This window comes from Paenibacillus sp. IITD108, assembly GCF_036541265.1.
In the GTDB taxonomy this organism is placed as follows: Bacteria; Bacillota; Bacilli; order Paenibacillales; family Paenibacillaceae; genus Pristimantibacillus.
The window spans coordinates 257,028-271,108 of the sequence record NZ_JAZHCT010000003.1 but is presented as its reverse complement, the minus strand read 5'-3'; the positions used below and the strand labels follow the sequence as shown (position 1 = coordinate 271,108).

9 protein-coding genes are annotated in these 14,081 nt (G+C 43.8%); 8 read left to right on the top strand and 1 reads right to left on the bottom strand.

What is annotated here, in order from left to right; genetic code table 11:
- Nucleotides 1-111 precede the first annotated feature (111 nt).
- Nucleotides 112-1,509: an SMI1/KNR4 family protein gene (locus V1L65_RS04235; protein WP_331697822.1), complete on the top strand. Its 1,398-nt coding sequence runs from the start codon at nt 112-114 to the stop codon at nt 1,507-1,509.
- A gap of 398 nt (nt 1,510-1,907) precedes the next feature.
- Here the strand turns inward: V1L65_RS04235 and V1L65_RS04230 are convergent, their stop codons facing one another.
- On the bottom strand, nt 1,908-2,558 hold the full coding sequence (locus V1L65_RS04230) for a pentapeptide repeat-containing protein (RefSeq protein WP_331697821.1): 651 nt from the start codon (nt 2,556-2,558) through the stop codon (nt 1,908-1,910).
- A gap of 170 nt (nt 2,559-2,728) precedes the next feature.
- Here V1L65_RS04230 and V1L65_RS04225 point away from each other — a divergent pair, with 170 nt between their 5' ends.
- The 7 genes from V1L65_RS04225 (at nt 2,729) to V1L65_RS04195 (ending at nt 14,030) form a co-directional block, all read left to right on the top strand.
- Entirely contained in the window at nt 2,729-4,357 is a 1,629-nt protein-coding gene (locus V1L65_RS04225) for a response regulator transcription factor (RefSeq protein WP_331697820.1), read from the top strand.
- 14 nt (nt 4,358-4,371) lie between these two features.
- Nucleotides 4,372-4,692 (top strand): hypothetical protein, encoded by a 321-nt coding sequence (locus V1L65_RS04220; RefSeq protein WP_331697819.1) that lies wholly within the window; start codon nt 4,372-4,374, stop codon nt 4,690-4,692.
- A 5-nt stretch (nt 4,693-4,697) separates the two neighbouring features.
- Nucleotides 4,698-9,134, top strand: coding sequence for an S-layer homology domain-containing protein (locus tag V1L65_RS04215; RefSeq protein WP_331697818.1), 4,437 nt, complete (start codon nt 4,698-4,700; stop codon nt 9,132-9,134).
- Between the two features lie 257 nt (nt 9,135-9,391).
- On the top strand, nt 9,392-10,312 hold the full coding sequence (locus V1L65_RS04210) for a carbohydrate ABC transporter permease (protein WP_442955666.1): 921 nt from the start codon (nt 9,392-9,394) through the stop codon (nt 10,310-10,312).
- Nucleotides 10,309-11,181: a carbohydrate ABC transporter permease gene (locus V1L65_RS04205; protein ID WP_331697816.1), complete on the top strand. Its 873-nt coding sequence runs from the start codon at nt 10,309-10,311 to the stop codon at nt 11,179-11,181. Before V1L65_RS04210 ends, V1L65_RS04205 begins: the two co-directional genes overlap by 4 nt.
- Nucleotides 11,182-11,291: 110 nt before the next feature.
- Nucleotides 11,292-12,668 (top strand): ABC transporter substrate-binding protein, encoded by a 1,377-nt coding sequence (locus tag V1L65_RS04200; protein ID WP_331697815.1) that lies wholly within the window; start codon nt 11,292-11,294, stop codon nt 12,666-12,668.
- A 249-nt stretch (nt 12,669-12,917) separates the two neighbouring features.
- Complete coding sequence (locus V1L65_RS04195) at nt 12,918-14,030, top strand: hypothetical protein (RefSeq protein ID WP_331697814.1); 1,113 nt, start codon at nt 12,918-12,920, stop codon at nt 14,028-14,030.
- The last annotated feature ends 51 nt before the right edge of the window (nt 14,031-14,081 follow it).

Genomic DNA, 14,081 nt, shown 5'->3' with positions numbered 1-14,081 from the left:
TCCGACAAAAGGTCGATTCAAAACATGAACCCGCGTCGTATACAATTAGGAAAGTTGCCATTATCACGAAGATAGTCAGCAGTATAAGCTTATAGGAATGAGGCGGAGCAAATGAAAAAGTTACTGGAGCAAATAGAGCATTGGCACGAGGATGAAAGCTATGGACAAATTATTGAAGCTATTGAAGCTTTGCCTGCGCATGAGCGGGATTATGAACTGATTGGCCAATTAGCCAGAGCGCTAAATAACAGCCAGAGCTATGAAGAAGCGCTTCTGCAATTGCAGCTGATCGCTGCAGAAGGGGAGCAGGACGAGCGATGGCATTTTCGAGCAGGCTATGCTTATTTTCATCTGGCTCAATATGAGCAAGCGGCTAAAGCTTTTGAACAGGCAGACCAGCTGCAGCCGGAGGATGAGACAACAGAATGGTTTTTATCTACTAGTCGCCGCAGGGCAACTAAGCAGCTGCGTGATCAGGAGCGAATGGAAAAAGCGAAGCAGGAAACCTTGACGCAAGGGAAGGCCAGAGAGGCGGCAGAACCGTTTGCTGGCTTTGATCTGACTGATTTTTGGGAAGATAGCGCCTACGCGCTTGAAACCTATGTATCTGAACCGCCTACAAATGAGTTAATCACTTCTTTGGAGGAGGAGCTCGGTTACAAATTGCCCGAATCTTATATTTCATTGATGAGACAGCAAAATGGGGGTATTCCTGTGAATACTTGCTGCCCAACAGAAGAGAGAACGTCATGGTCTGAGGACCATGTAGCAATATCCGGCATAATGGGGATTGGCCGTGATAAACCATATTCAATTGGTGGTGAATTTGGCAGCCGGTTTATGATTGAGGATTGGGGCTACCCTGATATTGGAGTCGTTATTTGCGACTGTCCTTCGGCGGGACATGACGTCATTATGCTGGATTATCGCCATTGCGGCAAAACAGGCGAGCCTGCTGTCGTTCATGTCGATCAAGAGGATGAATATGAGATTACTTTTCTGGCGCCTGATTTTGAGACGTTTATACGCGGGCTTGTACATGAAGACGTATATGACACGTCCGAGGAGGATAAGGCGGAAGATTTGCGTAAAGTCCGTGAAGGCGAGTTTTCTCAGCTTTTACAAGAGCTTTGTGCGGCAGTAACGGAAATTGACTCTATAGAAGAAATCATTCGATCTGTTTGCACGAAAATTGTGGAGGAAAAGGGGCATTTCAGCTTCCATGCGGACAAGCTGTCCTTGCTAATGTATGATGTGCAATTTTGGTTGTATACGAAGGTATATCCGCAAACTAGCCGCGAGCAATATTTAAAAGATTATTCTTCGATCATGGTATTCTGCGGGGCGGAGTTTAGTCTTGGCGGGTACGCACCCGGCTTTATTGAGGATTGGATAGATGCTTCTATTAAGCAAGGTAAAATTAAAAATGAGCAGCAAATTGTGAGCATGACGGATGCGGCTGTTGATGAGCTGCTGGCTGCGCTGCGTGAATTTCAGTCATTGTGCTAGTTATTGCTGCAAGAGCCGTTTCGAGGTCATAGACTATGATCTCGAAACGGCTTTTTTTAAATGATACCAATCCTAATGATGCGGACACTGATGTCCGTTAGCGCTCATTTTTCGCCAAATTCCACTTTCTAGCGGACAAAAATATCCGTTAGCGGGAAAAAAGCTAGGGAATTCTACGGAATTTTCTTCTAATGGTCATAAGTGTCCGCCTATGCAACAAAAAGACTGCTTTTTGGTTCTAACGGTCATTGATGACCGCACCGCAAATAGTGACGCATCGTTTGTTCTTTACACACGATGACGGCAAGTTAGGTCACCAATAGGTGATTTTGTTCTTAAAAGTGCTATCGATTCATTGTGGGTGACCGTTCGTAAGCCTACACTTGATCGCAGTGCGTCTAATCCTTCAACCTCAGCCCAAACAAAGCCGCAAACAAATAAGCCTGCTCGCGGGCAATCGTACAGCCTTTTAAATCTTCGGGATTAACGATAAGTCCGTAAAATTGACAGCTGCTAAGATCGATTCCATTTAGCGGTGTATTGGACCAGCTCGATTGATCCATATCTAACTGTATAAAATCCATTTGCTTCAGAACAGCATTGCTGAAGTCAGAACGGTTCAGCTGGCATTCTTGCAAGATCATCTGTTTCGCATTTGCAAAGCGAAAATTAGCATAATCCATCAAGCATTGCTCCATACGTATATTGCGCAGTGTGGAGCCGGGCAGCTGTATACCGATCATTTTGCAAGAATGGAAAACCGTCCGGTGTATGATCGCGTCGCTAAAGTCAGCATTAGATAAATCACAATGATCGAACAGCACATCTGTTAATTCTATTCCTGTAAAAGAGATGTTTGAAAAAACGACATTTCTAAAAATAATTTGATCGAATCTTACTTTGTAGGCTTGCTGTCCGTCAATTGTGCAATTTTCAACGACTCCGTATTCAAAGAAGGCTCTATCGGTTATGTATTCAGGTAAATCCAGCATTTGCTCAACTGTGGCAAGACGGGGCGATTCTAGTTTAATCTTTTTTGCAGCTGGCAAGGGTGATCAACTCCTGTCCTTATTCTGTCGTAATAATGGTGAACCACTCCTGTAATTATAAAACACATGTTCGTATACGGCAAATGGCGTCAGCTTGTACGTATGGAAGAGGATACGCTATATTATTAAGTGATTAGAGACGCATTCATTTACATGTAGGAGGAATGAACATGCATACAGTACTGGTTGTAGATGATGAAGCGATTGTTTGCCAAGGGATTAAGCAGTTTCTTGAGCAGTCCGAATTGCCTATTGAGCAAGTGTTAACAGCATCGAACGGTTATGAGGCGCTGGATTATTTGCGCATGGAAAACGTGGATTTAGTGCTGACAGATATCCAAATGGACGGAATGAACGGCATTGAACTGATGGAATCGATTTTGTCAGAAAAACCGGACGTACCTGTAGTTGTTATTTCTGCACATGACGAGTTTGATTATGCACAGAAATGCATCCGTTTGGGAGCACGTGATTATTTGATCAAACCGGTTCTACTGAACCAATTAATTGAAATCGCAGGGCGTGAATTAATTAGACGTTCGGAAAAGTATAAGCTGCATGCTGAGGATACTCTTAAACTTAAATTTTCAATGACTGGAGTGTCTTCACTCCGAACTTATATTTTAAATGAAATGATTTCAGGCTCACTCGAGCACGCGGATGATTACAGATATATCTTTGAACAAATAGGTATGATGTTGAGCGGTCCTTATTTTTCAGTATTTGTGACGGAGCTGCAATGGGAGAAGGCAGGAATAGGCGGTGAGGCGATTAAGCTGCTGCGTGACCGGAATTTATTTAAGTATGCGGCTGTGAATGTAATAGAGGAAACGCTAAAGGACTGGGATGCGATCTCCTTTTATAGCCAAGGGAATAAGGTAGTAACTGTTTTGCAGCTTGATTTGGATGATTATGAGCAGGATAAGGCTGAAAATATATCTAAACTGAATATGGTTGGAAAAATCGTAGTACAAAATATAGAGCAATATTTGTATATGGGGGCGATTGTCGGCATTAGTCCGATTCGGCTCGGACTGCAGGCATTGCCTGATATTTATCGGCTTGCTTCAGAAGCAACGAAATGGCATGGTCTGTATGAGACGCAAACGATCTTTTTTGCAGAGGATTATCAGTCTAGGGAAGCTACGATTCAGGTGAATTGGCCGCAAAAGACGGATCAATTGCTAGAAAAAATTAAAACAGGCAGACAACTAGTGGACATTCAGCATACAGTAGATCATTTTATAACGGATATTTCTCCGGTATTCGATCAAGAGGATTCGACAGCTGGTATTCCGCTAAGCATTGCATATCGTGCGTATGCAATATTGTTAGAGATGAAAGAGACGATAGGCGAGCGTTATCAGACGCTTGATCCGATTCATTATTTTCAATTTCCATTAGAAAATAACAGTATTAAGCCTAGATTGGCAGCTTTCTTGCTAGAATGTGCGGAGCTAATTCATTCCTCTATGATCGATCACGACCGTACGATTGTGCAGCAAACGATTGATTTTATCCGGGCAGAATTCCGCAATAAGGAACTCAAAATCCAAGATATAGCAGATCATGTGTACTTGAGTCCGAATTATTTAAGCTATTTGTTTAAACGGATTGCGAATGAGACAGTTTGGGAATATGTTACGAGTATACGGATGGAGGAAGCAAAGCATTTGTTGCTAAACACATCGAAAAAAAGATATGAAATTGCTGATGAAGTCGGTTATGAGTCACCAGAGCATTTTAGCCGGGTGTTCAAGCGATATTACGGAGAAAGTCCGAATGCTGTACGCGGATAGAAGGGTGTTGCTGTATGCGGGCTAGAATAAAATCGATGAATTTAATGAAAAAAGGGATTTTATTCGTTATTGTTTTTATTTTTATTCCTGCATTCATTATTTTTTTGGCCGCTTCAAGCCAAGCTTCACTAGCGATTAAGCAGCAGGCAGGCAAGGCATTGTCGGAGTTGAACCGCCAGAATCTTGCAACTATAGATAAGGCTATGGATGCGATTGATCAGACCGTGATAATTCTGAATATTTTGAAGGTGATTATTCTGGTAAACTTTCTGGAAATTTTGGTGCGGGAGGAAGCTTTGTCGTTCTTTCTAAAGGGTTTATCCCAATCGATATGAAGAGCTTGTCTTTTCAAATTAAAACATCGGATATTAATAAAATAACCATTCGGCTGAAAGACGCAGCAGGACAGGTTCATCAGCAGACGATTAACCTCCAAGCAACGGAAGACTGGCAGAAGGTGGAGGTAACTGAATTTAACCGCGGGCTGGGTTATGTGTCCTTTGGTACAGGCACGCCGGGGGTGTGGAACGGCCCTGCCGACCGGATTGAGTTTCTGTTGGAAAAGTCACGGTTAACAGGCGGGAAAACGAGCGGTACAGTATGGATTGATGAAATTACAGCGATGGCAACGCCGCAGCAAGAGTTATGGAAAGCGGAAGTTGGCAGTTTTGATCATTCGATTGATTTATGGGAGCTTGGTTTTGGTATGGAGTTTCCGGGGGCTAACGGACAGTTTATCCGGGATGCTTCTGAAGTGAAGTCCGGCACTTATTCCGGTAAGATAGCAGCGAATTTCAAAAATGGAGGAAAATACATTTCTTTAGGCAGAGAATTGCCCTCCGTTACTTTGAAAAAGCTGGAGTTTTGGGTGAAAACCTCAGATATGAATTGGATATCTCTGCGAATTAAAGACGGCACTGGCCAGGTGCATCAACAGAAGATACCGCTAATTCCAAATGGAGAATGGTCAAAAATTGAGCTATTAAAGTTTAACGGCGGCAAGGATTATTTCTCATTCGGCGGCGCTCAAGATAAGATATGGCATGATCCTGTTCAACGAGTAGAATTTTTGGTAGAGCAGTCGAGCTTTGTGAATGGGAAACAAAGTGGTGATATATGGATTGATCAAGTAGAAATGACTGCGGAGTATCCGGTGCTGGAGATTCAGCAAACACAGCTGGGCAATATTTTTCTGGAAAATGAGCCGGTTGCACTGCAGCTGGCAACGCAAGCTACTTCTGTGCAGTGGAGCGTATACGATCATTTGGAGAAAAAAGTGTTGGAGGGACGGGAGGTAGTTTCCAATCATTTGTTGGAGCTGACGATCCCGTTGCAAAGCAAAGGTTATTACACAGCTGTTATTCGTGCGGAGAAAGACGGACAAGTGATTGCAGAGAATGAGGTTTCACTAGCACGTTTGTCTGCCGAAGATCCAACGTTGACGGATGATTCGCCTTTCGGAATATCGACTCATTTGGCTTGGGTAAAGGAAGGCTGGAGCGCAGAGCTTAGCAAGCTGATTAAGCGGGCTGGAGCAAAGAGCTTCCGGGATGAAATAACTTGGGAATCTTTGGAGTATGAGAAAGGGAAATACCGTAAACCTGCTAACCGGGATGCGTTTATGAAGAGAACGCTGGAGGATGAATTAAATCCGTTTATTATTTTGAACTACACCAATCCATTCTATGATCAGAACAGTACGCCTTATACGGATGAAGGTCGTGAAGGCTTTGCCAATTACGGTGTTGCTCTGTTGGATCTGTATGAGGGGCAAATCAATTCCATTGAGGTTTATAACGAGTTTAACGGAAGCTTCGGGTCTAGAGGAAACGGCATAGCAGGCTCCCGCCCGGACAGTTATGTAAAAATGCTAAAAAAGACTTATGAGACAATCAAAGCGAAGTATCCAGAAGTAACGGTTGTCGGTATGGCAACCGCAGGTACACCGCTTGATTGGATCGAAGAAGTTTTCAAGCTTGGCGGTTTGGAATATATGGACGTCGTCTCGATCCACCCTTATCAAAGCCAACGGCCGCCAGACGGTATGGTTCAAGCAGTGCGAAGTACGCAAGAACTAATGCGCAAATATAATAACGGCCAGGAAAAGCCGATTTGGTATACAGAAATTGGCTGGCCTACAAAGGCGAGCATTGGTATACCAGAAAACAATCAAGCTAATTTTGTAGTCCGCACCTATGTACAGGCGCTTGCAGAAGGAGTAGAGAAAGTATTCTGGTATGACCTTATGAATGACGGCATGCAAGAGGATTACTATGAGCATCATTTGGGCATGCTTCGCAACCGGGCAGATGAGTTTGGGGCATTTACTCCAAAGCCGTCTTATGCCTCTTATGCTGCAATGACCCGTGAATTAATTAATGCAGCCTTTGATAGGCAAGAGTACGAAGGGACGGATATTTTTAGTTATAAGTTTGATAAGAATGGCGAGGAGCTGCGGGTCGTTTGGTCTAATGAACCATTGCAAGCGGGCATTGAAACAGATACCCCTATTCAAATTACAGATATGATGGGCAACACGGAAACGTATTCGCCTATATTGGGCAAAGTGTATTTAACGTTGTCGGGAGAACCTCATTATGTGAAAGGCGCTGTCAAAAGCATAGCTAAATCTTCTTTGTTCTCCATTTTAGGTGAATCTGTTGTGGCTGGTGAAGAGGTTGCTTTGTCATTGAAAATGAATAATGAGGGTGCATCTCCGATCAAAGTAAGCTTTGATTTTGAAGGGAATATCTACCCAATTGAAGCTAACGGAGGAGAACAAGCTGTACAGCCGTTGCAGCCTATTATTATTCCTAGTTCCGGCTCTAAAACGATGACTGGTTTTCTGGAGGCAGACGGCAAGCGGGCGGGCAAGCTGCAGCATGTTGTACAGTCGATTCAGCCGTATGAGGTGAAGGTGTATCCGATATTGGATGCATCGGATGCAAACCAGCAATCTATTGCCTTGCAGATTAAAAACTTTTCCAAGCAACAGGAGTTGGTGCTTGCCAAGGCGGATTGGCGCATAGGCAATCAGCAAGGGGTTTATACAGAGCAGACGGTCATTGCGCCGGATAGTACTTCTATTGTACAGATTGCACTGGATGCTCAGGATTTGGAAAAAAGCTATCCGGTTTCTGTTCAAGTCCAATTTGAGCATGCAGCGCCGTTTAGTTATACCGGCAAATTTGATTTTAACCCCGTTTATGAACGGACTTTAAAAATAGACGGCGAATTAGATAAAGCTATCACAGCTGCTGTGCCTAATATTCATCTATCGCAAGGTACAGTACAAATGACAGGCTACACCGGCAAAGCTGATTTGGACGGTCAATTCTGGCTTTCCTATGACCGTGATTACTTTTATCTCTCTGCAAAAATAACGGATGATGTACATGCTTATCAAGCAGAAGGCGCCGATATTTGGAAAAATGACAGTATTCAATTTGCACTGGCTAAAGGGATGCCAGGCTCATCTAATGAGTGGTATGAATACGGGATCTCCGATACAGTAAAAGGTGCGCAAATTTATCGATGGATTGCTCCTTTAGGCAAGGAGAGAGGACTGGTCTCTAATGGCCAAGTAAGCATTAAGCGTGACGAAGCGAATAAACAGACGATCTATGAGCTTGCGCTGCCGTGGTCAGAATTAGCGCCTATTAAATATAATCAACCGGAAGGCTTTCATTTCTCTCTTCTAGTCAATGACAATGACGGAAACGGCAGAAAGGGCTGGATCGAGTGGGCATCTGGTATTGGACTAGAGAAAAAACCTAGCTTATACAGGTCCATGCAATGGATGTTTACACCAGAACCATGGGTAACCCCTAAAGCGAAACCGGGTACATTTACGGTTGCAGCTGATACCGCATTGAGGCAGGCTTTGCAGGCAGAATTTGATGAGAATGCTGTATTGCGGTATGAGATTGTAGATCAGGGAACAAAGGGAATAGCGGTAATCAGCAATAGTGAAACGGGTGAATTTACGTATACGCCAAATGCAGGGGCATTCGGAGAAGATACCTTTACGTTCCGCGTTCATGACGGCTTTGAATATTCGAATACGGCTGCGGTTACTGTAACCATCCAGAAGAAATCAGGTCCTCCGCCTGTCTATCCTGGCAGCAATGAACCGGGAGGCGGACAAGAGGGCAGTGGAAATGGCGAAGGGAATGGAGATGGAGATGGTGACGGTGATGGAAACGGCACAGACCCAGAACCGCAACAGCTTCATCTAAAGGATATAAAGGAGCATTGGGCAAGGGCTGCAATCGAGAAGGCTGTACAGCTTCATATTGTACAGGGCTATGACAATCAAACCTTCCATCCTGATAAAGCTGTAAGTCGGCAGGAGCTGATTGTCATGCTGGACAGAGCATTAAAGCCGGCAGGGGATGGAGAAGCAGCCAGCTTCACCGATCAGGCGAAGATTGGAGCTTGGGCGAAGGACAGCATTGCCAGAGCGGTTCAAGCTGGCTGGCTGACAGGCTATACGGATGGCAGCTTCCGTCCGGGTAATGGCATTTCCCGTGCAGAGATGGCAGTCGTGTTAGCGAAGGCAGCAAAATTGACTGTAGAAGGCCACGCAGATACTAGCTTTGCTGATGATGCAAGCATTCCGGTGTGGGCGAAGGGTTCTATTGCGGCAGCGGTAGAAGAAGGCTTGCTGCAGGGCCGGGGCAATAACCGCTTTGCAGCATCAGGTACGGTTACGCGTGCTGAAGCAGCGATTATAGCAGTAAGGCTGTTAGAGCGTATGGCAGTGGCAGCACAGTAAATACGAACGGTAAACTGAACAGTCCAATAAGCAGACAGCTCTGCTTGTTGGACTGTTTTTTTGCGGACATACAACAGCGGTCGGAAGTCCAAACTTGTTCGCAATGACAAAATTATTTTTACCTATGCAGAGGATTGATCACAAAATGCGTTGGAGATGTCATGGGGAATCTGATTCTGTCCTTCTATACTTAATAGAGGGAGTGATGATGATGAGAGAACAGCAGCAGACGATTGTTTTGAAGAAAGGGGACGATAGTGTTGCAAACGAAAATTGAGCTGCAAGCACCTCGACCGACATCCAAAACCTTCGCAAAAAAAATAAAGGATTACGGCTGGGGCTTGGCTTTTTTACTACCGGCTATAGCTGTTTTTTGTGTGTTTTTATGGACGCCGATTGTGAAAGGGATTTTCTATAGCTTTATGAATGTCGACTTTGTCAAAGGGAACAGCTTTATTGGCTTTGACAATTACCGTGATATCTTTGCCAGCAGTGTGCTTGCTAAGTCTGTGTTGAACACGTTGTACTATATGTTTTTATGTATTTTAATCGGCTTTTGGGTACCGAGTATTGTTTCCATAGCCGTGTCAGAGCTGCGCTGGTTTAAAGGAGCTATGCGCCTAATTGTCTACTTGCCGAATATTGTTCCAGCAGTTGTATTATACGGGATGTGGCAATGGCTCTATGATCCGCTAGGACCTGCTAATCAGATTATGTCATGGTTCGGAAGCCAGCAAATTATGTGGCTGACCGATAAAAGCATGGCAATGATTTCGATTGTTATTGCAGAAACCTGGCAGTCCTTCGGAACAGCAGCGCTTATTTATTTGGCCGGTATTGTAAGTATTCCAAAGGATTTGTACGAAGCAGCGGAGATGGACGGAGCGGGTATTTTGCAGCGGATCCGTTATATTACGATTCCGGGCATTAAGCATTTGTATATTTTGTTATTTATTTTACAGCTAATCGGTACCTCGCAGGGGTTCCTGACTCATATGGCATTAACAGGAGGCGGACCAAACAATACGCCGCTTACGTATATGTATCAAATTATTAACGAGGCCTTTACGAACTTGAATTACGGCAGAGCTTCAGCGATGGGCGTGCTGATGTTTATTGTTCTGGCATCCTTGTCGATCATCATGTTCTCTATTCAGGGAAGGAGCAAGCAGTCATGAAAATAGAAGAACGGAGCATTCTGTCCTCCTTTGATTTTAAGAAAAAAAGTGTTTGGTTCGGCTATTCTATTATGCTGCTTGGACTTGCTGTTCTTGCTGTAACTATGCTGTATCCATTTGGTACTACGATTTTCTCTTCTTTTAAAACAAGAGCGGAAATCTTCACGTTCCCGCCTAGTTTTTTTCCGGAGCAGCTGGCTTGGAGCAATTATAAGGATGGCTTGCAATATGTCAATTTGGCACGGGGTTTTGCAAATACATTTCTGCTATTTGCAGGGAATGCTGTTTTTTCATTAATCATTATTGGGCTGGCTTCCTTCAGCTTGTCGCAAATGAAGCTGCCAATGCGCAAAGGGTTTATCTTATTTTTTATGAGTACATTAATGATTCCGAGTGCAACCTATCTTATTCCTAATTTTCTGAATTTGAAAAGCCTTGGGCTAATTGATTCGTACTGGGCATTTTGGTTGCCGGCAGCAGCGAACGCTTTTAATATTATGCTTTTAAAGAGCTTCTTCGACGGCATTCATAAAGAGCTGTTTGATGCGGCACGGATTGATGGAGCATCGGAGGTACGCTGCTTCTTTCAGATGGCTATTCCTTTATCAATCCCGGTTTTCTCCACGCTGTTGATTTTTGCATTTACATCGACTTGGAATGATTGGTATTGGCCGTCTCTTGTACTTACTACTCAGGAGAAGTATCCGATCGCTTCTATGGTTTATCGTAATATAATTGAATCCAGTATTATTCCATGGAATATTAAATTTAGTGTTTTGACAATCATTATGATTCCGCCGCTTATTTTCTTCTTGATTTTTCAAAAGAACATTATGCATGGTTTGAACTTGTCCGGCATTAAAGGCTAACCCCGGAGAATTGATCATCACAATCTATGAATAGATCATCGCAGGCAAAAGCGGTTGCAGGTATGCTTGATTTGCAACTAAGTTTTCGATAAAGGGAAGGGGAAGAAACAATGAACAAGAGTTTTAAAAGGATTGGCATGCTGGCACTGATCTCCGTCATGATGCTGACAGCAGCTTGTGGCGGCAGTAAAGGGTCTAATGGCAATGGAAACGGCAACCAAGGAAAAGAAACGCACGCAACTGCAAGTCCTTCGCCGAATACGGAAAAAGAAAATGAAGAGATTACTCTTACTGTTCAATTTCCAAAATCGGACAATACGGTAGAAATTCCTGTTTATGAAGACAAGATGAAGCGTTTCGGCGAGAAATACCCGCATGTGAAAATGGTGAAAAACGACTGGTGGTACAAATCAGACGAGATCGGTATTAAAATGGCAGCGCACCAAGCTCCATCTGGCTTCTACGTTCCTGCAACGGAAGGCGGTACGTTGGTTGGGCATGAGTGGGCAGCAGATTTGACACCATTCTTGGCAGGCTATGAATTTGCAGATGCATTTAACGAGAAGCTTACTTCTCAGTTTACTGTAGACGGAAAGCTGTATGCAGTACCTAAAAATGCTTATATTTCTTCTATTATTATTAATAAAAAGCTGTTTGAAGATAAAAATGTTCCTCTTCCATCCTTGGATTGGACTTGGGATGAGTTCTACGAGGCAGCTAAAGCAACAGCTGACCCTGCTAAAGGTATTGCGGGCTTTGCCATTATGGCAAAAGGCAATGAAGGCGGCTGGAACTGGACGAACTTCCTGTATCAAGCAGGCGGCGTATCACAAGAAGTACAGGGAGATAAAGTTGTCTCTGCTTTTAACTCTGAAGCAGGCGTAAAAGCAATGGAATTTATGAAAAAGCTAAGATGGGAAGGCAACGCCTTGCCGCAAAACTGGGCTTTAAACTATGGCGATGTATATAATCTGTTTAAGCAAGGCCGTGCAGCGATTGTACTTGGCGAAAGCGGACAAATTGAGGATGCAGTTAATAATGGCGGTATGAATAAAGACGACCTGCTTATAATGCCTATGCCTTCAATGGAAAAAGGCGGCGCTCATGTTGGGGTGCTCGGCGGCAACTATATGATTGTAAATCCGCAGGAAACTCCAGAAGTACAGCAAGCAGCATTTGATTTTATTACTTTTGATATGTTTAAGGACAGCGAGATCGATGTTTTGAGAACAGTATTGGAAGACCGCAAAGCGAAAAACCAAATTAAAGCATATGGAAGCGCGGCTTACTACTATAAAGCAGATTCTGATTTCGGTAAAAAGTTTGAAGCATTGCTGGATGAATATCCGGACAACGTGTATAAGCTTGATCCGAAAGTAATTGAAGCTATGGTTGGCTTTCCTGAACCTGCTTATAACGGTCAAGAATTTTATGGTGCCATTACAAATGTTATGCAAGAAGTGTTACGAATGAGAAAGCCGATGTAAAAGCATTGCTTGACGAGGCGGCTAAAAACTTTGATAGCGAAGTGCTTTCCAAAGTTACAATCCAAAAATAAGAGTGAACTAGAGGGTGTCGATTAATTGTGGGCAACTAAATGCTTGATCGTAGTAGCATCCCTTTCGATTGCTTGTTGCCCTATCACAATTAATCGACACCCTCAACTAGCCAGCTATCTCTTTTTCAGTACAAACTGCGGAGAGATAGCTTTGTTTTTATAAATAATAAGTGTCTTCATGATTAAGTGGAAGGATGGCAGATTGATGAACGGGAAGAAGCTGCAATTAGAGGCAATAGAATTGAAGGATGCTGAGACGGGATTAGTTTATAAGAGCATAGGGTGTATTGGCAGCAATACTGCTCATTCTTACTTTACCGTTATGTCTTGGCGTGCTGACAGCAGACATATAATAGCGGCAATAGATGTGGATGCTGCAACGATGAAGGGTACAATGCTGGATGTTGATACAACTGGCGATAGCTGCTGGGGTACTTTGCTTCATAAGGAAATGCTTTGTTTCAATGGACTGGCCACAGCGGATGATATGTATTATTACAGTATCGGTGCTGACATTTTTGAGCTGGCTTTGAAGTCAGGAGAGAGAAGATTAGTTGCAAGTCATCCGCAGGGGTGTGCGTTTTTGGAGCCTTTATCGATCACGAATGACAGGAGCTGTCTTGGCGTTTATTGGGAAAATAACGGAGTTTTCACCATCGGGACAGTAGACGTTGCTGATGGAAAGGTGAGAACGGTAATAGAGCCTGGTTTTGCTAAACCTTATTCCGTAGCGAATCATGCGATGATTAACCCCGTTTATAAGGAGCAATTGTTTTTTGCCCATGAAGGCGATACGGAACAAATTTATGACCGAATTTGGTCAGTCCATACGGAGACAGGCCAGGCGGTCAATTTGTATAAGCAGCAATGGCTTCCGGACGGTAGTGCTCACGGCGAATATATCGGGCATGAGATGTGGTCTTATGACGGAAAATGGCTGTATTTTGTCAGATATGCACATAGCCCGCTCGGATCAAGCGGTATATACCGGGTGAAGCATGACGGAAGTAAATCGGAGTATATAAATGGGGACTTTCGCTATTGGCACGCTTGCCCAAGTCCGGACGGCAGGTATATTGTTGCGGATACTTTGCTGGATGAAGGGAAGGGCAGTGAGATCGTGCTTATTGACCTTAAAACAGGGAGCTCATGCAAGCTTTGCAGGGTAAACCGTTGGAACCGCCATCCTGGACATCCGCATCCGTCTTTTAGTCCAGATAGCCGTAAAATCATTTTTACCCATGCGGATGAAAATAACGACTTGCGTATAGGAATAATAGCGCTGGAGTAACACGATGCGGGCTGAGCAATATGATGAGCAGTAATGAATACCTGCACTATA

Bases quoted from the DNA above. Each gene is read 5' to 3' on its own strand.
- V1L65_RS04200 (WP_331697815.1), top strand. From the start codon at position 11,292: ATGAACAAGAGTTTTAAAAGGATTGGCATGCTGGCACTGATCTCCGTC.
- V1L65_RS04205 (WP_331697816.1), top strand. From the start codon at position 10,309: ATGAAAATAGAAGAACGGAGCATTCTGTCCTCCTTTGATTTTAAGAAA.
- V1L65_RS04195 (WP_331697814.1), top strand. From the start codon at position 12,918: ATGATTAAGTGGAAGGATGGCAGATTGATGAACGGGAAGAAGCTGCAA.
- V1L65_RS04225 (WP_331697820.1), top strand. From the start codon at position 2,729: ATGCATACAGTACTGGTTGTAGATGATGAAGCGATTGTTTGCCAAGGG.
- V1L65_RS04235 (WP_331697822.1), top strand. From the start codon at position 112: ATGAAAAAGTTACTGGAGCAAATAGAGCATTGGCACGAGGATGAAAGC.
- V1L65_RS04220 (WP_331697819.1), top strand. From the start codon at position 4,372: ATGCGGGCTAGAATAAAATCGATGAATTTAATGAAAAAAGGGATTTTA.